The following is a 25,929-nucleotide window of genomic DNA, read 5'->3' as shown; positions in this document are numbered from 1 at the left end:
TTATTTGTATGATCTCGTTTTTAATTCGATATCGTTAAACTCTAATTGTTCTTTATGTAAAACCGCATCAGCTGGCTCACCTTTGTACTCCCAAGCAGACACAAAAGCAAAGTTTTCGTCATCACGCTTTGCTTCACCTTTTTGTGGTCCTTCAGTTTCAGCAGACTCTTCACGGAAGTGACCTCCACAAGATTCTTCTCTTACTAAGGCATCTTTTGCAAATAACTCTCCTAATTCTAAGAAGTCTGCAACACGTCCAGCTTTTGCAAGCTCTTCGTTATAAGTGTCTCCAGATCCTGGTACTTTAACCTCTTTCCAAAACTCTTCACGTAATGCTTTAATTTCGGCCATTGCCTCTTTTAAACCTTGTTCGTTACGAGCCATACCTACTTTGTTCCACATAATTTTACCTAAACGTTTGTGGAAATGGTCTACAGATTTAGATCCGTTGTTATTTACAAAGAAATTAATTTGGTCTTTAACTGATTTTTCAGCTTCCTCAAATTCTGGTGTATCTGTAGGTATTTTACCTGTTCTAATATCGTCAGATAAATAATCTCCAATAGTGTATGGTAATACAAAGTAACCATCGGCTAATCCTTGCATTAAAGCTGAAGCTCCTAAACGGTTGGCACCATGATCAGAGAAGTTAGCCTCTCCAATACAGTAACATCCAGGAATAGTAGTCATTAAGTTATAATCTACCCAAGTACCACCCATTGTGTAATGTACTGCAGGATAAATCATCATTGGAGTGTTGTATGGATCTTCATCTACAATCTTATCATACATTTGGAATAAGTTACCGTATTTAGCTTTTACGATTTCTTTTCCTAATTTATCTATTAAAGCAGCATCGCTTTGATCTAAACCTTTAACCAATGCTTGTTCTGTACCATAACGTACAATAGCAGCAGCAAAATCTAAATAAACAGCTTCTCCAGTAGCATTTACTCCAAATCCAGCATCACATCTTTCTTTAGCAGCACGAGATGCAACATCACGAGGTACTAAGTTACCAAATGCAGGATATCTTCTTTCTAAGTAGTAATCTCTTTCTTCTTCTGATAAATCATTAGGAGATTTTTTACCTTCTCTAATTGCTTGCGCATCTTCTAATTTAGCAGGAACCCAAATACGACCATCATTACGTAATGACTCTGACATTAACGTTAATTTAGATTGGTGGTCTCCAGAAACTGGAATACATGTTGGGTGAATTTGTGTATAACAAGGGTTTGCAAAGTATGCACCTTTTTTATGGATTTTCCATGAAGCAGATACGTTTGATCCCATTGCGTTTGTAGATAAGAAGAATACGTTTCCGTAACCTCCTGTTGCAATAACAACTGCATGTGCAGAATGTCTTTCTATTTCTCCTGTAACCAAGTTACGAGTAATAATTCCTCTTGCTTTACCATCTACTAAAACCACATCCATCATTTCGTGACGGTTGTACATCTTAATTTTACCACGACCAATTTGACGGTTCATTGCAGAATATGCTCCTAACAATAACTGTTGTCCTGTTTGTCCTTTAGCGTAAAAAGTACGAGATACTAATACCCCTCCAAAAGAACGGTTGTCTAACAATCCACCATAGTCACGAGCAAAAGGTACACCTTGAGCCACACATTGGTCAATAATATTTGCAGAAACTTCTGCCAAACGGTATACGTTTGCTTCACGAGCACGGTAATCTCCTCCTTTTACAGTATCGTAGAACAATCTGTAAGTTGAGTCACCATCTCCTTGGTAATTTTTAGCAGCGTTAATACCTCCCTGAGCAGCAATAGAGTGCGCTCTACGAGGAGAATCTTGATAAGCAAATGCTTTTACGTTGTATCCTAACTCAGCCAAAGTTGCAGAAGCAGAACCTCCTGCCAAACCTGTACCCACAACAATAACATCTATGTTACGTTTGTTTGCTGGGTTTACTAAGTCGATATGATTTTTATAGTTAGTCCATTTATCAGCGATAGGACCTTGAGGTACTTTAGAATCTAATGCCATAGTTTAATGTCTTAGTGTTGATTGAAATGGTGAAACAAAGCAATAATGATAAATCCTACAGGAATACCAATTGCATAAATTTTTGAAACTGTTTCTAATTTAGCAGCACGTTTTGCACTCATTCCAGAAGATTGGAATGCCGATTTAAATCCGTGTAACAAGTGTAATGCTAAAAATGCAAATGCAGCTACATAAGCTCCTGTTCTTATTGGACAGTGAAACTTGTGTACCAATTCACCATAATATCTGTTAGGATCAGATGGTAACTGTGCAATGTATTTGTGATTGATTTCTGGAAACCAAAAGTCAATAAAGTGTAAAACAATAAAAGCTAAAATTGCCAAACCAGAGTAGATCATATTTCTACTTACCCAAGTTGAATTTGCAGCACCGTTATTTTTTACATACTTAACACTTGCAGCTTTGTTGCGAGCCTCTAAGATGAATCCCATCACAAAGTGAAAAACCACACCAAAAATTAAAACTGGCTGTAATGCAAATTGCACTGCAGGGTTTGTTCCCATAAAGTGAGACAACTCGTTAAAAGTCTCAGGACTAAAAATAGAAGTAACATTTATTACAAAATGTTGTAATAAGAAAAACATTAAAAAGAAAGCAGAAGCAGCCATAGCTACTTTCCTTCCTATCGAAGAAGATAAAACTCCACTCATTTTGTTTGAAATTTGATTTCGTTAATAACCGAAAACAAATTTACGCGATTTAACGGATTATAAGATGACATTCGTCATTTTGAGGCTTTATTTAGAAAGATTAAACGATAAAATTTAAAGATTTATCAAATCTGTTTTATTAATTGAAAAATTAAACAGCCTTTTTCCGTAATCATACTCAAAATTAAGTAGTCATTTTTTATAATTCTTAAAAAACAAGCTTTAAAATACGTATAGGAGACTACGTATTTTATTGAATTCTAAAACTATTTAACCCAACACTCAAACTTTACAAAACCAAACTTTAACAAACTACATAGCAACCAGTTACAACAAAACTTAGTTTAAATATTTTGTCATTTTAGTAAATCAGATGAAATTTTAACAAAATGTATAATTTCCAGCCTTTTATAAAAATTTAAGCCTATATTTTTCTCATCTTTGCAGTCTGAATTTTTTGAAAAAACTAGAGACTTAAATAATATAGATATGAAAGTAGCAGTAGTAGGAGCTACCGGAATGGTAGGAACGGTAATGTTAAGAGTATTAGCAGAAAGAAATTTCCCAATCACTGAATTAATTCCAGTTGCATCGGAAAGATCTGCAGGTAAAAAATTAGAATACAAAGGTAAAGAGTATACCATTGTAACTTTAGAAGATGCTGTTAAAATGAATGCAGATGTTGCTTTATTTTCTGCAGGTGGTGATACTTCTTTAGAGTGGGCTCCTAAATTTGCAGCAGCAGGAACTACAGTTGTAGATAACTCTTCTGCATGGAGAATGGATCCTACTAAAAAATTAGTAGTACCAGAAATTAACGGTGATGTTTTAACTGCTGAAGATAAAATTATTGCAAATCCTAACTGTTCTACAATTCAGTTAGTAATGGCTTTGGCTCCGTTACACAGAAAATATCAAATGAAACGTTTAATTGTTTCTACATACCAATCTGTATCTGGAACAGGTGTTGCTGCTGTTAGACAGTTAGAAAACGAGCAAAACGGAATTATGGACGGAGAAATGGCTTACAACTACCAAATTAACCGTAATGCAATTCCTCATTGTGATGTTTTTCAAGAAAACGGATACACAAAAGAAGAAATGAAGTTGGTAAAAGAGCCTAAGAAGATTTTAGGTGATGATTCTTTTGCTGTAACAGCTACTGCAGTACGTATTCCAACTGCTGGTGGACACTCTGAGTCTGTAAACGTAGAATTCGCTAACGATTTTGATTTAGACGAAGTAAGAGAATTGTTAAGTGCTACTCCTGGAGTTGTAGTTCAAGATGATTTAGACAACAACATCTACCCAATGCCTGCATTAGCGAACGATAAAGACGAAGTATTTGTGGGACGTATTCGCAGAGACGAGTCTTTACCAAATACTTTAAACATGTGGATTGTTGCTGATAACTTACGTAAAGGAGCTGCAACGAATACAGTCCAAATCGCTGAATACTTAGTAGAAAAAGGAATTTTAGGAGCTTAATTAACACTTCTTTAATTTTACAAGATATAAACCATCAGTAATAACTGATGGTTTTTTTATTACCTTAAAACCTTATCCTTTTCTACTATCTAAAGTAGATAATACAATTATGCAACAACTAAAAATAACACAACTAAACCTCCTTTAAACCCTTTTATCAGGTAGATTTAAAGTAACCTAGTTAATTTAATTAAAAAAGCCATTACTCTTTTAGTAATGGCTTTTTAATGGTGGTTATATAAAGTATTTATTGCTTAAAGAACCTCTTAACAAATTCTCCTTTATCAGTACTTACTTTTAAGATATACATCCCTGAATCAAACTCTGTTAAATCAATAGAACTATCATTAACAGTTTTAATAAGCGCTCCATTAAAATTATACAACTCTAATCTTTCTACTATTGCGTCATCAGTATCTGGTTGTATTTCTAATCTATTTGTGTAGTTGTTTAAAGTAAAGCTTGCCTCTAAATCTAATTTTAAGTCATCAATATTTACGTTATTAACAAGAGGAATATTCTCTTGCTCTCCATCTACAATAATACTTCCAAAGTCTTGCCAAACTAGTGTATTTTCATAAGTAGATTTAGCTGTAATTGAAGGGACATATAACTCTGCACCTCTTATATTACCAAAAACACTACCCTCTATATCTAGCGGAATATTACTTAAGACGCTTACTTTTTTTATTCTATTTGCATAAAAAGAATAACTCCCTAAATAAGTAAGAGAGCTCGGTAAAGTAATCTTCTCTATTTGATTGATTGAAAAAGCATCAAATCCTATAGCGGTAACTCCGCTTGGAATAAAAACTTCTTGTAACTTATTATTTCTAAAAGAGCGTTTTCCTACCGTTTTTAATGAAGATGGCAAATCTATACTTGTTAAAAAATTTTCATGAAATGCAAAATCTTTAATATTTTCAACTGTGGAACCTATAACAACACTCGTTAAACTATTCTTATCAAAAGCTCTAGTTCCAATGCTAGTAACTACATAAACAATATCATTGTAAACAACCTCTGATGGAATAACTATATCTGTACTATTGTTCCCAGGAGCCCTTCCGACAACCTCTAAATCTGTATCCGATATTCCTGAATATAACAAACCTCCTGATTCAAATTTAAACTCTATAGTCTTAAAGCTTTTCCAGACATCTGCTTTTCTATGAGCATTGCTTGATGCTAAAGAAAAAACATATAACTCTGCACCTCTTATATTACCAAAAACATTACCCTCTATATCTAGCGGAATATTACTTAAGACACTTACTTTTTTTATTCTATTTGCATAAAAAGAATAACTCCCTAAATAAGTAAGAGAGCTCGGTAAAGTAATCTTCTCTATTTGATTGATTGAAAAAGCATCAAATCCTATAGCGGTAACTCCGCTTGGAATAAAAACTTCTTGTAACTTATTATTTCTAAAAGAGCGTTTTCCTACCGTTTTTAATGAAGATGGCAAATCTATACTTGTTAAAAAATTTTCATGAAATGCAAAATCTTTAATATTTTCAACTGTGGAACCTATAACAACACTCGTTAAACTATTCTTATCAAAAGCTCTAGTTCCAATGCTAGTAACTACATAAACAATATCATTGTAAACAACCTCTGATGGAATAACTATATTTGTACTATTGTTCCCAGGAGCCCTTCCGACAACCTCTAAATCTGTATCCGATATTCCTGAATATAACAAACCTCCTGATTCAAATTTAAACTCTATAGTCTTAAAGCTTTTCCAGACATCTGCTTTTCTATGAGCATTGCTTGATGCTAAAGAAAAAACATATAACTCTGCACCTCTTATATTACCAAAAACATTACCCTCTATATCTAGCGGAATATTACTTAAGACACTTACTTTTTTTATTCTATTTGCATAAAAAGAATAACTCCCTAAATAAGTAAGAGAGCTCGGTAAAGTAATCTTCTCTATTTGATTGATTGAAAAAGCATCAAATCCTATAGCGGTAACTCCGCTTGGAATAAAAACTTCTTGTAACTTATTATTTCTAAAAGAGCGTTTTCCTACCGTTTTTAATGAAGATGGCAAATCTATACTTGTTAAAAAATTTTCATGAAATGCAAAATCTTTAATATTTTCAACTGTGGAACCTATAACAACACTCGTTAAACTATTCTTATCAAAAGCTCTAGTTCCAATGCTAGTAACCACATAAACAATATCATTGTAAACAACCCCTGATGGAATAACTATATCTGTACTATTGTTCCCAGGAGCTCTTCCAACAACCTCAACTTCTCCCTCTGACACCACCTTATAAGATAGTCCATCGACATCAAAAACATCACCAATTAAATCTACTGCAGAAACTTCTACACTGATACTCTTTGCATCTTTCCAAAGAAAGGCTGCTTCATAAGCTGTTTTAGCCTCTCCAGAAACTACCGTCAAATCGATAACTCCTGCATTATGCAAAGACCCCCATGTTAAAGTAGGAGGTACTGGATTTAAAGACACCACCTCTGTAATACTTTGACCAAAAGCATAAGAACTAATATTAGACAACTTACTTGGCAATGTAATACTAGTAAGCTCTGTATTATTTGCAAAAACTTGTTGCTCAATAGTTGTTAAATTTTCAGATAACACCAATGTTTCTATTTTGTTATTGAAAAAAGAAAAAGCTCCAATACTCTTAACACTATTAGGTAATTTTAAAGTAGTTAATACATTATTAACAAATACTTGATAACCTATCGTTTCTAAACCTTCTTCAAGATTTAATACCGCTAATTTTGTATTGTTCTGAAAAGCAAAATCTCCTATACTTTTTACACTAGCAGGAATTGTTAAGTTAGTTAAAGCACTATTCACAAAAGCTTGATAAGGAATAGCTTCTAATTTATCAGACAACTGAATACTACTAAGTAAATTGTTATTAGAAAAGGCAAAGTTCCCCATTGAAGTAACACTATTAGGAATTACTACATTTACTAACTTGTTAGATGAAAACGCTCCAGTTCCAATGCTTGTAATTGTATTTGGAATAATTACACTCGTAAGATTTTTCCCTGAAAAAATATACTGACCAATATGAGTAACAGTATAATCTATACCATTATTAGATACTGACGAGGGAAGGATTACATCTCCTCCGCTTCCGTAATACCATCTAGCCTCCACCTCTTTGTTAGCAGATGATATAACGTTATAATTAATATTGTTAATTGTAAACGACTGTGCGTATGAACTTAGACTTACCAAAAACGCAAATAGAATAAAAAGACCCCTCATTTTTATAAATTTTGCGCAAAAATACAGTCTACAATCAATACAGGCAAATACATGCACCAATTAGTACTATAGTACCATAAAAACCCAGAAAAAACGTTGTTGAAATAAATATATTAATGGACTTTTTCCACTATTTAACACATCTTTTGTTACATATCTAGAACCAGATATAAACAAAAGTAAGTCATGAATAACCTAAATTAGCATAAGACTAAAAATGAGATTAAGCTAAAAAAACTTAAAACTAATCTACACTACATCCTTCTACATCCTCCAAATCACTCTTTTTAGGATTATACCCATTGGCACTTACCGCATAACTCTCACCAAAATTCACAGTATTTAGCACACAAAAGTCTTTTAAACTTGAATTCCCTTTTATTGACAAAGCTCCTACAGATGTTAAATCTTGTAATGAAGAAATATCTACAAGGCTTCTGTTTTCTAAAATTTCAAACTTGCTTTCTACAGAAATGAGATGATTAAAACCATCCAAACGAATTAACGCCTGATTTGAGTTTATCCCAAGTGTATTACCAACACTCGTTATATTTTTAAATCCGTTTAAATGAGTTAAACTTTTATTGTTATTTATATCTACATGACTGGAAACTTCCGAAATTTCATTTAAACCATCTAAGGACACTAAATTAGGATTTGAATAAATATTTACAAAACCTGTAATTCTAGCCAACCCATCTAAATTACTTAGAGTCTCTAACCTACTGTTTTCATAAATAGAAACATTACCTCCTAACGCTTTTAAGTTATCAAGCCCTTCCAAACTTTTAATTCCTCTATTTTGATAAATATTTAAATCTCCTCCAACACTTGTTATGTTTTCTAGGCCATTTAAACGCTCTAACTCTACCTTATTGGTTCTAATTTCTAGTTTTCCGTCAATAGTAGTTAACAAAGACAAAGGAGACAAATCTTCACAATCAAAAATAAAAAGGCTCCCTCTAACTCTTGTAAAATTATTAGAAGCAAACTCATTTAAAACAGCCTGAGACTCTATTTCGTAATCCCCAAAGAACGACTTACTATAAGTCGTTTTTACAGATTCTTGCTCACATGCCGTAAAGCAACAACAAAGCAATAACATACCCACATATAAATAATTCAGCGACAATCTCTTCATTTTAATCGTATTTCTATCCTCTAAATATGGCAAATTAACCACCTAGGCAAAGATATAGGCTACAAAGTTAAAGCTTTAGAAATAAGCATTATGATAACTTTAAAACTGAAAATAAATAAATGGCTGAAAATCTGCAGCATATGTCTGATAACATAAAACAGCTACGATAATAGCTACAGCTCCTTTAAAAACTAAGCCACTGTTAATAAAAAAATCTTCTATTTTATCCTTAAAACGATACGGAAGCCAGTGTGTAATATACCCCACTAACATCACTCCAAAAACCAATCGATATTCCCAAAGAATTGTAAATGCATTTTGCCAATCCATATTTGTAGTAAGCTGATGGTAAAACTTAGCAATATGTTCCATGCTATTTCCTCTAAAATAAATTCTTGTAAAAGTAATAAACAAGAAAGTCATTAGTATTTTCCAAACAGTAGCAAATTTATGAGTTGATTTTTCGTAGGGACTTATTAACCTCCAGTATTTGTAAACTAAAATACCCAATCCATTTAGTCCTCCCCAAATAACAAACTTCCACGAAGCTCCATGCCACAAGCCACCTATTAGCATTGTTAGCAAAACATTGATATTGGTATTTATATGTTTTTCTATTCCATTAAAAATAAGCGTACCAATAGCCAACACACCTATAGAAATTAAAATGCCACAGATGATCAATCTATTGTTTATAGAAAACAAGAAACCCGTTATAAAAACACCTGCAATAATATAAGAAGCTACTGTCCCTTTTCTGTTTCCTCCTAACGGAATGTATAAATAATCTTTTAACCACGTAGACAAAGACATGTGCCATCGTTTCCAAAAGTCACCGCAATGAATGGCTTTGTATGGCGAATTAAAATTCTTAGGCAATTTGTATCCCATCAACAATGCAATTCCAATAGCAATATCTGTATACCCAGAAAAGTCTCCGTAAATCTGTAAAGAATAACCCACCATTGCCATGCAATTGGTAAAACCAGAAAACATTTCAGGCATGTCAAAAACTCTGTCTAAAAAGTTCATAGCAATAAAGTCCGCAAAGATCATTTTCTTAATCAATCCTTTAAGAATCATAAAAACACCTTTTCCAAACTCCTCTTTGGTGATTACTATTTTTTGTTTTATCTGAGGTACAAAATCAGCCGCTCTTACAATAGGTCCTGCTACCAACTGAGGAAAGAAACTTACAAAAAAACCAAAATCAATAATAGAATTCAATGGTTTTAGTTGTTTCCTGTAAATATCCACACTATAACTAATGGTCTGAAACGTATAAAAAGAAATTCCCACAGGCAATATAATAGCATCAACACTAAAATAATCTACACTAGCAACTCCATTTGCCCAATGTGCCAAATAGTTAAACACCTCTAACTTGGTATGAAACAGATGATTAAAAGAATCCGTAAAAAAGTAAGCATATTTAAAATAACAGAGTGTAAATAGGTTTACAACCACACTTACAGTAACCAGCACCTTGCTTTTTAGTTCCGATTTACTCTTGTAAATAGTCTTTCCAATAAAGTAATCGCTAACAGTACTGAATAATAATATCCCTATAAACAACCCACTTGTTTTGTAGTAAAACAACAAACTAACAAGAAATAAATAGACACTTCTTACATTCTTTTTCCCATAGATTAAAGCATATACAAAATACACCAACGCAAAAAAGATCCAAAAATCTGCTTGTGTAAAGATCAATGGAAATTCTTCTGAAAAAGAAAAAATGTTCTGAATCCTATTCATGTATCATCTGGTTCAAAATAGACTTAGGCTCTAACTGTAATGCATTCTCCATAGACTTTGTTAAAGCTTCCAATAACAAATCAGCTTTAATACTGTAGCCCTTCATGGTAAAATGTACTCTGTCTTTAGGCATTAACTTATTTAAATACCACTTTTGAGACGACCCAAAACCTCCCATAACTTCATACAAATCCCAAACAGCCATTTTGTATTTATCAGCAAGTTCGTATATAACCTCTCTTGCCTTTTGAGTATGTGGGTTGGCATATTTTCTCTTGTAATAAGAATCGTTTGGAACCGTTAATAAAATCGCCGCATTAGGATTTGCCTCTAACACATCGTTTATCATTTTCTCGTAATTTCTTTTAAATTTCTCTGCATCAAAATGCAAACGATAGGTATCATTGGTCCCAACAGAAACAATATAAAGATCTGGCTTATATAATAATAATTGATCTTTAAAGTAGTGGCATCGATTGTAATATTCAAAACTTGCTCCGTTTACCCCTATGGTTGTATATTCAACTCCTCTATTATCGTTCATCAGTTCTAATCCCATCATTAAAAACTCACCCTTTGGGTTATTGGTAATCTTCTGAACATTAAAATCTAAATCTTCTACTGTATCTCCTAATTGATATTCTACAAAATGTTGCTCTGTGTTGTGCAACACAGACTTTACTTTAATCGTATCATTCAACTTAATTTTATAATCGTAACCCCAATTATTATAAAAGATTCTAATTTTATTAAAGTTATACATATGTGGTTTAAAGTTCTTATAATTTGCCTGAACTTTTATATTTGCTATCGAATCTTTAAAAACGGCTGTTACTCCCATTAAGCCCCAAGCTACACTATCTGTAACCACAGAACATCTATGCCCTTTCCAATTACCAGTATGCGTTACTTTATAATTTAATGGATTGTTTGTTTTTGCCATTCTATAAGGAAACAACATTCCCCTTTGTCCTTTTGCTGTTGGACTCATCTGTTGCAAATAAGAACGCAATTTGTTAGAATAAATATCTGCCTGAATATGAGACCCTCCAATATGAAAAACATGCACATCTTCTTGCCCTCCTTGCGCAATAGTGTGTAGTTTTTGATATAATTTTTTAAATGCTGGAGAATCTTCTGCATACTTTATTTGATTCGCTTTCCAATTTACAAAAGGATAATGTCCTTTTACACTATCTAATATATAATCCTGAGCCATTACTGTTGCACTTAGCAAAAGCAACAGACTTATCAATCTAATTTTTATCATCTTCATGTTCTGTTTTTAAATCTAAATACAAAGCCGTAAACAACAACTCCGATATGATCTTAGTACCTTTAGGTGTAAAGTGCGTATAATCACTTCCGGCCAATCTCTCATCAACCCAAAGCTTCATAGATCCTTTACCTCCCATTGCATGGTACATACTCCAATAAGCAATACCATTATCCAAAGCATTTTTCATTAACACCTTATTTAAATAGGGCAATAAAGGATACGTTTGCATTTCTCCATTTACCGATGTTGCCATATCTGTTGGTCCTATGAACAAAATCTGAGCCTTTTTAGCATTCTTTTGAATCCATTTAGCTTGCAACGACATATACCTTCCATAATTATCAACAGCTGTTGAATCCTTTAAGTACGGAAGCGTGTTCCCTCCATATTGCATAATAATTAACTTTGGCTTTAGCGCTCTTATCATACTTGCATAACTCCCAGAATCTGCCTTTCTAAAAACAGTTCCCGATGCTCCTCGCATTGCCACATTATCTATTTGAACACCATTTTCTCCATCTAAGGTAACTCCATAGAAATCTGGACTTACTTTCGCCTCTAACTCTATTTTTAAATTTTCTGGAGCAGTAGCTATCCTTATTTTATATTGATGGTATTTTCCATCCGTAATTAAACTATCACTCTGAATTAAAACACTATCGTTGTATACTTTTATACTTGTTGGCAAATTGGCATTTCCATAATGCAAACCAATCTTAGTAAACTTTCTAAATCGTCTGTAGGTCCTTTTACTTTTACTAATAACAATAGTAGCAACCTGATTTTGTAAAGAATCTAAAGAAATGGTATCTAATGCAGACTTTACATAGGGTGTAAATCTTGAAACCGACAAATAGGCTCCATACTTTTTATGTTCAAACCTTTTTTTGGTAGGATCGAACAAAGCATAACGTTCCCAGTTTTTAGACGGAGTAACAACAGCACTTACTTGTTCATAAACCTGTTTTATAGGAATAAAACCAGGCCCGCTACCTCCATACAAACTTTGCATCCTATTTCGTAAATACGACGTAATCCTATCTCCTTCTAATTGAGAATCTCCATAATGAACAACTCTACAACTGTTACTATTAAAATGCCTCTTTAAACTTTTAATGAAGTTAGGCTTCTCTTTTGGATACCTAATTCGTTCTATCTTAGTAGTATCTATTTTAGAAAAGTCTAATACCTTTTTTAGCGGTATCTTCTTTGTTGTTTTAGGAAGACTATCTTTTACCGTTTGCTCCTGCGCTACTACCTCTTCTTCCTGAACAGGAACTACATTGTTGGTAACCGCTTTTACTTTATCGATAGTTGCAACGGTATCCTTTTGCAACTGTAAGAAACTTTCTGTTGTTGGGTATTTAAGAGCCAAGAAAGAAAAACCTTCTTCAGATTTTATAGCACTTTTAATAGCCCCCTTTTTACTCAAAAATGTAAATCCAAAAAGCACTAATAAAATTAGAATTAGGAATAGTGCTATTTGTAAAGGTTTTATCTTCAAAGTATGTTTTTTAAGCTAAAAATGAGAAAAACCTCAAATTTAGAAACTCAAAGGGAAATTAAACATTTTTGTTTATTAATATAACCTTAAGAAGAATTCATTAAGGTTCACAAGTACCTGCCTCTAAAGCTTCTCTTGTAGGATTAAAAGCATTAGAACCCACAAAATAAGAACCTATAATATTTGTAGAAACTAAAGAACAATAACTCCATAGCTTTGGATTATCTCTAATTAAAACACGCTTACCAATAGTGACTAAACTAGCAAATCCATCTAAACTTTCTAAAGAATTATTTTCTACAACCTCTAGCTCTCCTCCAACTGAAGTAACACTATTTAAACCTTGTAAATTTAACAAAGCCGCGTTCTGTTCTAATTTTATAGCACCTCCTATAGATACTAAACTTTCTAGTCCTTTAAAATCTTTAAGAGCATCCACACTTTCAATTTCAAAATCAGCTCCTACAGCCTGTAAACTCTCTAAGCCTTCAACAGTTGCCAACGCATCATTATTTTTAATATATAGCTCTCCTCCTAATGTTTCAAGACTCTTCAATCCTTCCAAACCCTCAATCAGAGAATTGTCAAATATTTGCAAGTCCCCTTCTATAGAAGTAATATTATTCAACCCAAAAAAAGTTTCTAACGCAGGGTTGTTATGAATAAAAAGACCTCCTTTAACCGAAGACAATCCTGCCAAATTCTGAAAACTTTCTAATAGCACGTTATTAGAAACCTCCACATCTCCACCTACATAATCTAAATTCTGTAAACCTCTTAAGTTTAACAAATCACTATTATTCCTTATTCTTACATCTCCTTCTACACGTTGTAAATTACTTAAAGAAGATATATCTGTACAATTAGAAATCCATAAATTACCTTCGATTTTCTCATAAGGCAACTCTACAAACTTCTCTAAAACTGTTTGACTGGTAATAGAAACATCTCCCTCGTGCAACCATTCAAATTTCAAATTTTCGGAATCAGAAGTACATCCAAACAAAACAGTTACAAAGGCAATACATACAATACTTTTAATTTTCATAGCGAATTTAAATTTATCCTTCCATCATCTCCTTTACAGATTTTACCAACTCTATAGAAGCCTCTATCTCAGCTTTTCTTATGGCAACAGATTCAATATTAAAGCCAATAGGCATATTTTTTTCTTTAGCAAATGCTATTAAATCATTTGCGATATACTTACAAATATTAATAGATGTAGTTAAAATATCTTTAGATACTTTCAATTCATTTTCCAACCAATTCTGAATATCTATCCCTAACCACTTGGTAAATTCTAATGTTTTTAATGAACCTATTGGAGTTAATGTAAACACAATTGGTAAGGGTTCTATTTTATGCTCTTGAGTATAGAAGTAATAATCTGACAATACATCTTTAGCATTGTCTAAATTGTAAACACACTGAGAAATAAAGAAAGAACATCCGTTATTTGCCTTGTTTAAAATACGTTTGTGTTCATCTCCCTTGGCAAAATGACGTTCTGGAATAGTAACCCCACCTAGCAACATACTAGAATTAGACTCCTTTTTTATATTGTAAGCATCTAACAACGACAAATTCACTTGTTGCCCCTTAGAAGGTGACCCTACAAAAACAGTCATATCTACAGTAGACTCATTCTCTTGCAACCATGTTTTTAAACTATCCTCATTAAATTTCCCTACACTTTTATATATAATTTTGGGAACATCTAAATCTTTTAAATACTCATTGGCATACACATCGGGATCCCAAGTAGACATAAAAGGAAAGGGTCTTGGATTGTTATTTCTAGAAGACTCATCTTGAATATCATATAGTATCAATCCATCTATATCTAAGTCTTTTATACGATCCATTTGTCGTTGAGCAATCCCAACAATTTTATCTTTATCTGTAGAGGATTTAGGCGGTGTTAATCCATAAAACAGGTAACCACCTTCTCTATTCTTTATTTTACTCTTTAAATCTGTTGATTTCATTTTTTTCAATATCAAACTCCAAATTGCTGAAAGTGATGGTCTAAATGTTTCTGAAACAAATTACTCCACTCTTTGGCTGTTAAATGGCCAAAAGACCTTGTCAATCGTCCTTCAAAATAGTTCTCTCCTTTTTCATAAGCCCACTGCATATTTTGCAATAATTTTGATTTCTCTTCTTCAAAATTCTTTTCCTCATTAATTAAATAATAAGGATTGGTCTTTGCGCTCTTTGGATAAGGTTTGTCTCCTACAATTGTCTTTTTTAAAAAAGTCTTTAAAAAGAAATGCATAAAAGGATTCATTTCTATTCTAACCAATCCTCTAGATGTTGCATAAGTAGCATTTAAATGAGCCAACATTTGAGCCGCATTCATTTTCCCCCAAAGAGGTTCGGAACTAGAGGTTAGCTTGTCTAAGCGGTTTTTATTTTCAGCCAAGGTAGCTACTTTAAAAATACTTGGATAAGACATAATTAAATCCATTTTGGATTGTAAATATATAATTTAAGACAACATCATTACAGCTTTTTGCAAAGCATTTACTAAAATATCTACCTCCTCTTTGGTATTGTAAAAGGCAAAAGATGCTCTTAGTGTACCTGGAATTTCAAAACGATCCATAATAGGCTGCGTACAATGGTGTCCTGTTCTAACGGCAACTCCTAATTTATCTACAATCGTACCTACATCAAATGGATGTAAATTCCCAATATTAAAAGAGATTACACTTGCCTTATTTTTAGCAGTACCATAAATTTTTAGACCAGGAACTTCTAACAGAGCTTTGGTTGCATATTCTAACAAATCGTGTTCGTATGCTTCAATATTTTTTAGTCCAACTTCTTGTAAATAATCAATTGCAGTACCAAAAGCAATTACATCGGCAATATTGGGTGTTCCTGCTTCAAATTTATGTGGTAATTCTGCATAAGTAGTCTTTTCAAAAGAACACTCTTTTATCATTTCTCCTCCTCCATGATAAGGTGGTAACTGGTTTAAAATTTCCTCTTTTCCATATAAGAAACCAATCCCAGTAGGCCCTAACATTTTATGCGCAGAACAAGTAAAGAAATCACAATCTAAGGCTTGTAAATCTATTTGCATGTGTGGACAAGATTGCGCACCGTCTATTAACACCCAAGCTCCAACTTTGTGTGCTTTTTCTATAATTTCTTCTACCGGATTGATCGTTCCCAAAGCATTAGAAATATGGTTTACCGCTACAATCTTAGTATTGTCCGACAACAATTCATCAAACACCTCCATTTTTAATTCACCCGCATCATTAATTGGAATTACTTTTAAAGTAGCTCCTGTACGCTCGCACAACAATTGCCATGGCACAATATTAGAATGATGCTCTAAAGCAGATATGATAATTTCATCTGTAGACTTTATCAAACTAGTTAAGGTGGTAGCTACTAAATTAATACCTTCTGTAGTACCTCTTGTAAATATAATTTCGTGCTCGTGTTTGGGATTAAAATGAGCGGCTAATTTCTTCCTAGTCTCCTCAAATTCATCCGTTGCCAATTGACTTAGTGTGTGTACACCTCTATGTACATTGGAATTAATTGATGTATAGTAATTTGTAATAGCATCTATTACAGCTTGTGGTTTCTGACTCGTTGCTCCATTATCAAAATAAACCAATGGTTTTCCATTTACTTGTTGTTGTAAAATGGGAAAATCAGCTCTTATTTTGTCAATATTTATCATACCCTAAATTATTTGCAAACAAAGGTACTTCTTTCCCTCCAATTTATTTCAAAAGGTTTTTAAAAGTCTTTGTTTCAGAATCTGTAAAAATTAGTATCTTAAAACAAGCTAAACTGTTCTCTATGAAAATACTAAAGTTAACCCTCCTTGTTTTTTTTGCCATCCTATTAATCATCTTCATTTTTAACTATCCTAAACTGAAGCTTATTTCTGGATTTGCAGCAAAAAATATGGCGAGTTGTTATTTTTTAGCAAAAAAAGACAAACATTTAACAGAAAATGAAGACAACAGTTCTTTCTTAGTTAGTTTAGCCAAAACCACTATTAACAAAGAAGAAAAAAAAGTAACCGCTACCGTTTTTGGTCTTTCCAAAAGCATTGCTATTTACAGAGAGGGTGTGGGGGTAACACTTGTTAATGATGATGATACCAAATTAGAAAAACACAAACCTAATCGTTTTAAAAACAAGATTAATCTACCCTATCCACATGGACATCTTCCCAATACAGATAGTACTTTTACTTATATTGATTATCCAAAATTAGATAGTATTGTAACCAACTGCTTTGTAGAAAATCATCCGGATGGAATAAAAAACACCAGATCTGTTTTAATTCTACACAAAGGAAAAATTATAGCAGAAAAGTATGCCCCAGGGTTTAATAAAAATTCCTTATTACAAGGATGGTCTATTACCAAAAGTTTAATTAGTACTTCTTTTGGCGTTTTAGACAAATACGGTTACAACATAAACAAAACTTTAATTGATGTATTTCCTGAATGGAAAAACACTTCTAAGAGTACACTTACCACCAATCATTTTTTACAAATGGAAAGTGGCATAGAATGGGAAGAAGATTACGGTACTGTTTGCGATGTAACCAACATGCTTTTTAAAGACAATGACTGTACAGAAAGAGCCATTAACAACAAACTTTCTACAAAACCAGGAACTGAGTTCTATTATCAATCTGGTAACAGTAATATTTTAAGTGCAATTCTAAGAAGACAGTTTAAAACACATCAAGAATATTTAGATTTTCCATACAAAACTCTAATTGACAAAATAGGAATGCATTCTATGACTGTAGAAACGGATGTTGTTGGTAATTATGTAGCCTCATCTTACAGCTGGGCCACCACTAGAGATTGGGCTAAATACGGGCAATTGTTCTTACAAAACGGTATCTGGAACGGAGAACAAATTCTAAGTGAAAATTGGGTTAGCTATGTAAAAACTCCCAACGGTACCTCTAACGGAGAATATGGTGGACAATGGTGGTTAAACCACGGAAATTACATGCCCAACGTACCTAAAGATTGCTTTTATGCAGACGGCTACCAAGGACAACGAATTTTTGTAATTCCTTCTAAAGATTTGGTCGTTGTACGATTTGGAATTACACAACTAGGAAGGGTTGGTTTTTATCCTTTATTTGATAAGCTTGTTGGGAATATTTGTAAAACAATTGATTACTAATCTGTATTCTTTACCAAAAGAACTTGCTCTTTTTCCAACAACAAGTAGCCTTGATTATAACAATAGAAGTATTGATTTCCTGTCTTTGTTTTATAGATAGATGTAAACAAATTAAAGTCAAACCCTTTCTGAGATAGAATTTGTTTGGAGGTTTTTGTTTTCCCCGTTGTGTTTAACTCACACAAAATTTTATAATTTTTCTTTAACGCATTGTTGGTATTTCTCACTAAGTTTTTATCCCCAACATTCAACTTATTGTTATAGGCGTTCCTACAGTAATCATTACAAAATTTTTTATCAGACCTACCAACAATCTTCTCTCCGCATTCTAAACAACTTTTACCATCCATAACTTCTAATTTTCAACGAATTAAATATACTAAAAAAAATCGTTTGCAAACGACTACAAACAGTTACATCCGCAAACAAACAATTAAGAACCGAGTAAAACTTTCATGAGTTCGCAACTTTGCAATGTCGAACAACGACAACGATTCATTAATTTTAAAAACAGACGTTATGAACAATTTAAGAAACAAAGTACAGTTAATTGGACACTTAGGAGCAACACCAACCATTAAATCTTTTGGGAAAGACAAAAAATTAGCCAACTTCTCTTTAGCAACTAAAGAAGTATTCTATAGCAAAGATGGAGAACGTATTACAGACACACAGTGGCATAATATTGTATGCTGGAATAGAACGGCTGAAATTGCAGAAAAATACCTTGACAAAGGAAGTGAAATTGCTTTAGAAGGAAAATTAACCAACGAAAGCTGGGAAGACGAAAATGGAAACAAAAGATATATGACCAAAATTGTGGTGAGTGACTTATTGATGTTGGGTGGGAAGTAAACTATACAAACACCACTTCCGAATCTTCCACCAAAGGTTCATTATTAAACCGTAAGAAAAGTCTTGCTAAGGCCAATACATCCTGTTCACAATAACGAACAATTCTTGGCAAGTCTTTTTCTTTATAATACACACTACCCACTTGGCTTCCGTCTATATCTCCTTTTGGACTTGGAATCCCTAACAAATAAGTTAATAGTTTTAAAGAAGTGTAATGCTTATAATCTCCAAACTTCCACATTTCCATGGTATCTAAATGAGGAATTTCCCAAGGTTTTTTACCAAAAAGATTTAACTGATTGGGAAGATTAATACCATGAACTATCATTCGCCTAGCAATAAAAGGAAAATCGAATTCTTTAGCATTGTGCCCACATAGTAAATTTTGAGGCTTGTAAAAATGTTCTTCTAGTATTTTTTTAAATTGAATTAACAACACTTCCTCGTTATCAGATGCAAAAGATGTAATTCGTAGTTCTTGGTTGGCAAAATAACCTACCGATATACAAACTATCTTTCCAAACTCGGCCCAAATGCCTGCTTTCTCGTAAAACGCTTCAGCAGAAACATCTTCTCCTCTTTTATATGCTGTTTTGTTAGCAAACAATTCTTGTTCTAATTCAGGAACTTGTTTAAACTCCTCGTATAAAGGAACTGTTTCTATATCTAAAAACAACACATTTTCTTTCGCAACTTTTATATTCATAGACAGTATATAGCTTTATTGCTAAAGTTAGAAAAGTATAGCGAATAAAAAAACCCACCTCTGTGAGGAGGCTACTGAAAAAGTATATTTATAAAAAAGAGGAATAGAATTATTAAATTCTATTCTTCTTTTTTTGTATTTTTCTTTATGCTGAATCAACAACAAACTTTAGGTCTAAGTGAATATAGTTCACTTTACGATTTGATAGTTCCCCAAGATAATTTATTAAGAAAAATCAATGACTTAATAGATTTTAGTTTTATTTATGAAGAACTTTTAGATAAATACTCCATAGATCAAGGTAGGACAGCTGAATGCCCTGTAAAACTTTTCAAGTACCTATTATTAAAAGTGATTTACACTTTATCAGATGTTGATGTGGTAGATCGTTCTCGTTATGACATGTCTTTTAAGTATTTTTTAGAAATGCTACCTGAGCAGGGAGTAATCAATCCAAGTACCTTAACAAAATTCCGTAGGCAACGTCTTAAAGACACCAATTTACTAGATTTATTAATTAACAAAACCGTAAGTATTGCTGTCGAAAAAGGAATCATCCGTTCGGGTTCTATCATTGTTGATGCTACGCATACTTTATCCAAATCTAATCCATCTTCAGCTATTGATATCTTGCGAGAAAGATCAAAACAACTTCGAAAAGCTGTTTATACCTACAAGGAAGATTGGAAACATAAAATGCCTACTAAAAACGATTGTAATGATTTAGAAAAAGAAATGACCTATAGTAAAAAGTTAGAAACTTTACTTGAAGCTTCCCCAACAATTAGCGAAGTACCTTTTGTAAAAGAAAAATTGAACCTATTAAAAGAATCTATCGATGATATAGAACAACACCAACAAGAAGTTGTATCTAAAGATATGGATGCTAAAATAGGACACAAGTCATCAGATAGTTCCTTTTTTGGATTTAAAAGTCATCTGGCCATGACACAAGAAAGAATTATCACAGGAGCCGTTGTTACTTCAGGCGAAAAAGGAGATGGACCTATTTTGCCAGAACTTATAGCGCAAAGTCAAAAAAATGGAATAGCTGTAGATACAGTTATTGGGGATGCAGCTTATTCAGGCAAGAAAAATTTAGAATTAGCCAAAGAAAAAAACATTCAAATAGTAGCAAAGTTAAATCCTGCGATTAGTCAAGGATTCAGAAAAAAAGAAAATGAATTTGATTATAATAAAGATGCAGATATGTTTGTTTGTCCTGCTGGACATCTAGCAACAAAAAAAGCAATTCAAGGCAAGAAGAATACTCAGAAAAATCAAGTAATCACCTATTATTTTAATGTCGAAAAATGTAAAAACTGCCCTTTAAGAAAAGGATGTTATAAAGAAGGAGCTAAGTCAAAAACATATTCGATATCCATAAAATCAAAAATACACCAAGAGCAAATTGATTTTGAAAAAACAGACTATTTTAAAGAAAAATCAAAGCATCGCTATAAGATAGAAGCTAAAAATGGTGAACTAAAAAATGTTCATGGTTATGGAAGAGCTACCTCGTATGGTATTGAAAATATGCAAATGCAAGGTGCTTTGACCATTTTTGCTGTAAATCTTAAAAGAATTTTGAAATTAAGCTAAGAACGAATAGTTCTAAAACTAAAGCCTATAAAAAGGCTATAAACAACCTCTTCAAACTCTTTTAAAGTCTCAAAAATTAACCCAAAAAAGTATTGAAATAAAAAAAGAGATTCAACATTTACATGTCAAATCTCTTTTTGAAAAACCTTTTTTACAAAATAAGCATACTTTGTCAGTAGCCTCTCTGTGAGGTGGGTTTTAACTCTTAAAAAAATTACTGATATAAAGTTAGTATTAGTTTTTTGAAATTTTAGTAGCCCATGTTGGTAATGTTGCTCCACTTCCAGCTCCTGTTTCTGTAGAAACATAATCAGCAACATCGTTGTTAGCAGCAACAAATGCTGAACCATTTACTGTAATATCACCTGCAGCAATTCTTGCAGTAGTCCCAGCATCAGCAGAAATCTTAGCAAAATTTGCAGTTCCTTCTACAAATAAATTAGTATAAGTTTGCTTACCAGAACCTTCTTTAAAGTTAATAGCCTGCTCTGATGCTCCGAAATCTGCTCCTCCTTTAACAATAGATACATTTACTAATTTAGCATCTGTTAATGGCTCTTGCGTTGGAGTATTTCCATTGTTAGATCCCTCAATACCAGCTTTAGTAACTCCTGAAATATATACATTAGTAATAGTTCCAACATAACCATCAGCAAAATCTAATGAATCATCATATGCATTTTCAATTACTAAGTTAGTAGCGTTTACAGCACCACCAAAGAACTCTATACCATCATCTCCACTTTCGTAAGCATATACATTATTTACTGTAGTACCTGAACCTACAGCAAAGAAAGAAATACCATTAAACTCTTTTTTTGAAGTAAATTTAGAACCTGTATACTCAATTCTCAAGAACTCAATTGACCCTGAAGAATCAGCGTTATCAGAACCTCCGTAGCTTAATCCTGCTACTTCAGATGTAACATTTTCTCCAACATTAGTAATACCATTTCCACAAATCACTAACCCTCCCCAATCACTTTGAGATGGATTTTCAGCACCAGATGTCATAATAACTGGGTTATTTTCCACTCCATTAATATTTATTGTTGCATCTCTTTCAACAGCAATGTACATAGAAGTAGAAATACCATCTTTATCAGTTTTAATAACTGTACCTGCAGGAATTGTTAAAGAAGCTCCAGACTTTACAACTAAACCTCCTGTTAATGTGTATTCTTTTGAAGCATCTAAAGTAACATCATTACCTTTAGTGATATCTCCTTTTAAATTGTCTTGAATTACTTCAAACTCAGCAACAACACTAGTTACAGTTGTTCCATTGTCTTCTTCACAACTAGTTAAAGTTAAAGCAGCAATTGCAAAAATTGATAAAATTGATTTTTTCATTTTAATAAATTTTAAATTTTGTTTTGTTTTGTTTCAAATTTTTCTGTTACAAATAAACAACAGAACCAACACCTACACGTTACGACATTATTAAATTCACATTAACTATTTAATAGATACATCAATTTAATGTTAAAAAAAAAGAGGATCTATTAATAAATAGACCCTCTTTCTTTTACCCTCCTAATCCCTTAGAATTTATAACTGATAGAAGCACTTACTGCTGCACCTTTTTTATATGAGTTAATTACAATATCTTCTATACTACTTCCTGGTACTTCGCTTTGAGCTTGAACCCTTTCATATACAGGATTTAATATATTTTTAAATGAAAGTCCCACATTAATTTTATCTGTTAAACTTGATTTTACAATCAAATCTAGTCGATCTACAGATTTATCAATTATATTACCTCTATTTTGAGAACCAATAACTGCTAATTTATCAGAGAAGTATCCGTATGTTAATGTTGCTGTTAGATTTTTATCTTCAGAAAATTCCTTATAGATTGTAATATCAGCATTAGCTAAAACATCCGATGCACCTGCTAACCTAGAATCATCAAAAGTAAAACTAGCAGAAACATTTTTATTTTCTTCACTTACTTTTGCTTCATCTAAATCTTGTCTATGATACATATAAGAAGCGTTAATACCTCCTGAAAGTTTTGTTTGTAATGTCTCTTTGTTATTTGTAACAAAAATATTTTTTCTCAACTCAAATTCAACACCAAGAATTTTAGCTTCTTCACCACTATTTACCCAGCTAATATCTCCAGAAGCTGAATTAATAAACACCTCATTTATTGGATTTTGAATTAATTTACCAAATGCCGTTACCGAAACTAACTCTCCCGATTCAGGATAATACTCCCAACCTAAATCAACATTATAATTTGTTGATTCATATAAATCTGGATTTCCTTGATACCCTTGAGCAACTTCTTCAAAAAGCAATAATACTTTTTCTTTAAACTGTGGTAATGTATATGTTTGACTAAATGCAAACTTTAAGTTTTGTTTTTCATTTAACTTATACTTTGAAATCAAAGAAGGTAAAACCTTGAATGCCGAAAAAGTAGATACATCACCATCAGGAACTAAAGATGTTGCAAAATTCACATCTTGACTAACTGATTCTAATCTTGCACCAAATATTGCTGTAAAGTTTGGAGAAAAAGAATGCTTATAATTCAAGAATAATGAATTAACCATTAAATCTCCGTCATATGTTTGAGGAATATTTGTAATACCGTCTTGACCAGCTACAAATTGTGATGAATTAAAATATGCATCTACATTATGAATATCACTCAAAGGAAAATTAAACTTATTAAACTTTGGATTAAATGAATATTGATTTGATTCAAATTCAATTTTCTTAAATCTTGCTGTATATCCTAATGTCAGTTGACTTTTGTAATCATCAGACTCTTCATCTTGATTAAATTTATAAGAAAGAGCAATATTGGTTGATATTTCATTTTCATCTAACTCCTGAAAATATCTATGATTATGAATTGAAGAATCAGTAAAGAAAGTATACAAATCTGAATTTTCTTTTCTTTCTGGAACGAACGTATTTTGCATACGATCAGGAATTACATTACTTAATAAACTATGTCCTAATCCCCATTTCAAATTTAACTTTTCACTAATCTCATGTTTTCCTACAAACTGGTTTACAAGCAACTGTGTTTTATCAAATGTTCCTCTTTTTACGATACCAGACAAATCTGTTCCAGAAACCCCTCCATCAAAATCAATATTACTCCCCTCGTACTCACTATAATCTTGAGATGTTGAATTTAAAAACAAAGAAGTAAACAATATAGAGTTCTGATTGTTAATCTTATAATTTAATGTCCCCATTACAGTACTATTGGTACTATACTTATATGATTTTTTAAAATAATCAGAGCTTATAAAACCATCTGATAAAACTCCACCCCTGTCAACTGTTTCAATATATTTAACATCAGAATCAAAAGAAGCGGTAATAAAAGCACTAATTTTCCCAGCGTTTTTTATTTTAAACCTTTTTCCAGCCGCAATAGAAAAACCACTATTCAATAATTTATTTTTAGATTGTCTATCCCAACTTGTTTGATATGCATCAGGATTAAAAGGATTCGAAGGAATATCAATTGTCTTAAATCCAGAAGAACTCGGACCATCTTGTAAATAAAAATTATCCAATCCTAAAACATTTTCGTTAACACCTGTACTTAAACCAACGCTTACGTATGGATCCCCTGAAAACTTTTTAGAATTAATATCTATATTGGCTCCACCAAAATCTCCATAATTCTGAGATTCAAAAGTTTTACTAATCCCAACATATTCAACAATATCAGTAGAAAATATATCCAAACTAATATTTTTATTCGCAGGATTATTAGATGGCAATGGTAACCCGTTCAATGTTGTAACATTGTATCTGTCTCCTAAACCTCTAACAAAAATACTCCCAGATCCGCTTTCTTCTTTTGTAACACCAGCAGCTTTGGTTACCGCTGCCGCAACATCTCCAATACCCTTTTTAGATAATTCTTTAGCTCCAATTGCAGTTTGGATTACTACTGCTTCTTTTTGAGCTTCTACTAACGCTTCTTCAGTTTCTTTAGTAGTAGCAACTGTAATAAGAACAGTACCCAAAGCAGCTGCCTGAGATTCCATAACTACATTAACCGTTTGCTTAACTCCTCCTTTTATAGTTATTGCTTTTTTTACTGTTTTGTATCCTACAAATTCAAATACAATAGTATAGCTACCAGGAGCTAATTGTAAAGTATATGCTCCATCAAAATCTGTAGACGTACCTAGTGTTGGTTTTCCTTGAACGTACACACTAGCAAAAGAAACAGGCTCTAAGTCTAATTCTTTGTCCTGCACAATTCCCGAAACTGTTCCTTTTGACTGTGCAAAAGAGAACGAGGTCACTAAAATAAATAACCCAATTAATAAATTTCTCATTATCAATGATATGTTTGTTTTAAAGTGCCGCAAAATTCCATATAATATGTCTTGTAAACCGAAAATAAACATTACGTTTATGTTAATAAGCAGTTAAATACGTATTAAATATCATTTTAAAACACA

At 32.5% G+C, this 25,929-nt stretch carries 19 protein-coding genes; 4 read left to right on the top strand and 15 right to left on the bottom strand.

The window, feature by feature from the left end; translation table 11 throughout:
• Together ACXHHC_RS11525 and ACXHHC_RS11520 are read right to left on the bottom strand one after the other, a co-directional pair.
• Complete coding sequence (locus tag ACXHHC_RS11525; RefSeq protein ID WP_458226530.1) at positions 1-2,013, bottom strand: fumarate reductase/succinate dehydrogenase flavoprotein subunit; 2,013 nt, start codon at positions 2,011-2,013, stop codon at positions 1-3.
• Positions 2,014-2,024: 11 nt separating this feature from the next.
• Complete coding sequence (locus ACXHHC_RS11520) at positions 2,025-2,684, bottom strand: succinate dehydrogenase cytochrome b subunit (protein WP_458226529.1); 660 nt, start codon at positions 2,682-2,684, stop codon at positions 2,025-2,027.
• A 489-nt stretch (positions 2,685-3,173) separates the two neighbouring features.
• On the opposite strand from ACXHHC_RS11520, the gene ACXHHC_RS11515 reads away from it, so the two are divergent.
• Positions 3,174-4,172 (top strand): aspartate-semialdehyde dehydrogenase, encoded by a 999-nt coding sequence (locus ACXHHC_RS11515; RefSeq protein ID WP_458226528.1) that lies wholly within the window; start codon positions 3,174-3,176, stop codon positions 4,170-4,172.
• Positions 4,173-4,419: 247 nt separating this feature from the next.
• Here the strand turns inward: ACXHHC_RS11515 and ACXHHC_RS11510 are convergent, their stop codons facing one another.
• The 9 genes from ACXHHC_RS11510 to ACXHHC_RS11470 all read right to left on the bottom strand — a co-directional run bounded on the left by ACXHHC_RS11510 (position 4,420) and on the right by ACXHHC_RS11470 (position 16,831).
• The gene (locus ACXHHC_RS11510) at positions 4,420-7,440 is read right to left on the bottom strand and encodes a leucine-rich repeat protein (protein ID WP_458226527.1); all 3,021 of its coding nucleotides are present in this window, start codon (positions 7,438-7,440) and stop codon (positions 4,420-4,422) included.
• A gap of 244 nt (positions 7,441-7,684) precedes the next feature.
• Entirely contained in the window at positions 7,685-8,581 is an 897-nt protein-coding gene (locus ACXHHC_RS11505) for a hypothetical protein (RefSeq protein WP_458226526.1), read from the bottom strand.
• 99 nt (positions 8,582-8,680) lie between these two features.
• Positions 8,681-10,339: an MBOAT family O-acyltransferase gene (locus ACXHHC_RS11500; RefSeq protein WP_458226525.1), complete on the bottom strand. Its 1,659-nt coding sequence runs from the start codon at positions 10,337-10,339 to the stop codon at positions 8,681-8,683.
• Entirely contained in the window at positions 10,332-11,615 is a 1,284-nt protein-coding gene (locus ACXHHC_RS11495; protein ID WP_458226524.1) for a DUF459 domain-containing protein, read from the bottom strand. The genes ACXHHC_RS11500 and ACXHHC_RS11495 overlap by 8 nt, the downstream gene beginning before the upstream one ends.
• The gene (locus tag ACXHHC_RS11490; RefSeq protein WP_458226523.1) at positions 11,596-13,122 is read right to left on the bottom strand and encodes a lipase; all 1,527 of its coding nucleotides are present in this window, start codon (positions 13,120-13,122) and stop codon (positions 11,596-11,598) included. The genes ACXHHC_RS11495 and ACXHHC_RS11490 overlap by 20 nt, the downstream gene beginning before the upstream one ends.
• A gap of 100 nt (positions 13,123-13,222) precedes the next feature.
• Complete coding sequence (locus tag ACXHHC_RS11485; protein WP_458226522.1) at positions 13,223-14,170, bottom strand: hypothetical protein; 948 nt, start codon at positions 14,168-14,170, stop codon at positions 13,223-13,225.
• A gap of 13 nt (positions 14,171-14,183) precedes the next feature.
• On the bottom strand, positions 14,184-15,113 hold the full coding sequence (locus ACXHHC_RS11480; protein WP_458226521.1) for a methylenetetrahydrofolate reductase: 930 nt from the start codon (positions 15,111-15,113) through the stop codon (positions 14,184-14,186).
• Between the two features lie 11 nt (positions 15,114-15,124).
• Complete coding sequence (locus ACXHHC_RS11475) at positions 15,125-15,595, bottom strand: DUF1569 domain-containing protein (RefSeq protein WP_458226520.1); 471 nt, start codon at positions 15,593-15,595, stop codon at positions 15,125-15,127.
• A gap of 21 nt (positions 15,596-15,616) precedes the next feature.
• The gene (locus ACXHHC_RS11470) at positions 15,617-16,831 is read right to left on the bottom strand and encodes an aminotransferase class V-fold PLP-dependent enzyme (protein WP_458226519.1); all 1,215 of its coding nucleotides are present in this window, start codon (positions 16,829-16,831) and stop codon (positions 15,617-15,619) included.
• Positions 16,832-16,953: 122 nt separating this feature from the next.
• Here ACXHHC_RS11470 and ACXHHC_RS11465 point away from each other — a divergent pair, with 122 nt between their 5' ends.
• Entirely contained in the window at positions 16,954-18,312 is a 1,359-nt protein-coding gene (locus tag ACXHHC_RS11465) for a serine hydrolase domain-containing protein (RefSeq protein ID WP_458226518.1), read from the top strand.
• Here the strand turns inward: ACXHHC_RS11465 and ACXHHC_RS11460 are convergent.
• Complete coding sequence (locus ACXHHC_RS11460; RefSeq protein WP_458226517.1) at positions 18,309-18,662, bottom strand: hypothetical protein; 354 nt, start codon at positions 18,660-18,662, stop codon at positions 18,309-18,311. The genes ACXHHC_RS11465 and ACXHHC_RS11460 overlap by 4 nt on opposite strands.
• Positions 18,663-18,831: 169 nt before the next feature.
• On the opposite strand from ACXHHC_RS11460, the gene ACXHHC_RS11455 reads away from it, so the two are divergent.
• Complete coding sequence (locus ACXHHC_RS11455) at positions 18,832-19,167, top strand: single-stranded DNA-binding protein (protein WP_458226516.1); 336 nt, start codon at positions 18,832-18,834, stop codon at positions 19,165-19,167.
• Between the two features lies 1 nt (position 19,168).
• Here ACXHHC_RS11455 and ACXHHC_RS11450 read toward each other — a convergent pair whose 3' ends face one another.
• Positions 19,169-19,873 (bottom strand): 3'-5' exonuclease, encoded by a 705-nt coding sequence (locus ACXHHC_RS11450; RefSeq protein WP_458226515.1) that lies wholly within the window; start codon positions 19,871-19,873, stop codon positions 19,169-19,171.
• A gap of 147 nt (positions 19,874-20,020) precedes the next feature.
• Between ACXHHC_RS11450 and ACXHHC_RS11445 the strand changes: the two genes are divergently transcribed.
• On the top strand, positions 20,021-21,475 hold the full coding sequence (locus tag ACXHHC_RS11445) for an IS1182 family transposase (RefSeq protein WP_458226392.1): 1,455 nt from the start codon (positions 20,021-20,023) through the stop codon (positions 21,473-21,475).
• Positions 21,476-21,709: 234 nt separating this feature from the next.
• On the opposite strand, the gene ACXHHC_RS11440 is transcribed toward ACXHHC_RS11445, so the two are convergent.
• Positions 21,710-22,828, bottom strand: a complete 1,119-nt coding sequence (locus ACXHHC_RS11440) for a hypothetical protein (protein ID WP_458226514.1) — start codon at positions 22,826-22,828, stop codon at positions 21,710-21,712.
• 191 nt (positions 22,829-23,019) lie between these two features.
• Positions 23,020-25,803 carry a TonB-dependent receptor domain-containing protein gene (locus ACXHHC_RS11435; protein ID WP_458226513.1) on the bottom strand — a complete coding sequence of 928 codons (2,784 nt, stop codon included), beginning with the start codon at positions 25,801-25,803 and terminating at the stop codon, positions 23,020-23,022.
• Positions 25,804-25,929 lie beyond the last annotated feature (126 nt).

It is taken from the genome of Wenyingzhuangia sp. IMCC45574, from assembly GCF_054182685.1.
This window is presented reverse-complemented; position numbering and strand designations above follow the sequence as displayed.

Excerpts from the sequence above, each read along its gene's own strand:
- ACXHHC_RS11525 (WP_458226530.1), bottom strand. The coding sequence starts at position 2,013 with ATGGCATTAGATTCTAAAGTACCTCAAGGTCCTATCGCTGATAAATGG.
- ACXHHC_RS11520 (WP_458226529.1), bottom strand. The coding sequence starts at position 2,684 with ATGAGTGGAGTTTTATCTTCTTCGATAGGAAGGAAAGTAGCTATGGCT.
- ACXHHC_RS11515 (WP_458226528.1), top strand. The coding sequence starts at position 3,174 with ATGAAAGTAGCAGTAGTAGGAGCTACCGGAATGGTAGGAACGGTAATG.
- ACXHHC_RS11510 (WP_458226527.1), bottom strand. The coding sequence starts at position 7,440 with ATGAGGGGTCTTTTTATTCTATTTGCGTTTTTGGTAAGTCTAAGTTCA.
- ACXHHC_RS11505 (WP_458226526.1), bottom strand. The coding sequence starts at position 8,581 with ATGAAGAGATTGTCGCTGAATTATTTATATGTGGGTATGTTATTGCTT.
- ACXHHC_RS11500 (WP_458226525.1), bottom strand. The coding sequence starts at position 10,339 with ATGAATAGGATTCAGAACATTTTTTCTTTTTCAGAAGAATTTCCATTG.
- ACXHHC_RS11495 (WP_458226524.1), bottom strand. The coding sequence starts at position 11,615 with ATGAAGATGATAAAAATTAGATTGATAAGTCTGTTGCTTTTGCTAAGT.
- ACXHHC_RS11485 (WP_458226522.1), bottom strand. The coding sequence starts at position 14,170 with ATGAAAATTAAAAGTATTGTATGTATTGCCTTTGTAACTGTTTTGTTT.
- ACXHHC_RS11480 (WP_458226521.1), bottom strand. The coding sequence starts at position 15,113 with ATGAAATCAACAGATTTAAAGAGTAAAATAAAGAATAGAGAAGGTGGT.
- ACXHHC_RS11475 (WP_458226520.1), bottom strand. The coding sequence starts at position 15,595 with ATGGATTTAATTATGTCTTATCCAAGTATTTTTAAAGTAGCTACCTTG.
- ACXHHC_RS11470 (WP_458226519.1), bottom strand. The coding sequence starts at position 16,831 with ATGATAAATATTGACAAAATAAGAGCTGATTTTCCCATTTTACAACAA.
- ACXHHC_RS11465 (WP_458226518.1), top strand. The coding sequence starts at position 16,954 with ATGAAAATACTAAAGTTAACCCTCCTTGTTTTTTTTGCCATCCTATTA.
- ACXHHC_RS11460 (WP_458226517.1), bottom strand. The coding sequence starts at position 18,662 with ATGGATGGTAAAAGTTGTTTAGAATGCGGAGAGAAGATTGTTGGTAGG.
- ACXHHC_RS11455 (WP_458226516.1), top strand. The coding sequence starts at position 18,832 with ATGAACAATTTAAGAAACAAAGTACAGTTAATTGGACACTTAGGAGCA.
- ACXHHC_RS11450 (WP_458226515.1), bottom strand. The coding sequence starts at position 19,873 with ATGAATATAAAAGTTGCGAAAGAAAATGTGTTGTTTTTAGATATAGAA.
- ACXHHC_RS11445 (WP_458226392.1), top strand. The coding sequence starts at position 20,021 with ATGCTGAATCAACAACAAACTTTAGGTCTAAGTGAATATAGTTCACTT.
- ACXHHC_RS11440 (WP_458226514.1), bottom strand. The coding sequence starts at position 22,828 with ATGAAAAAATCAATTTTATCAATTTTTGCAATTGCTGCTTTAACTTTA.
- ACXHHC_RS11435 (WP_458226513.1), bottom strand. The coding sequence starts at position 25,803 with ATGAGAAATTTATTAATTGGGTTATTTATTTTAGTGACCTCGTTCTCT.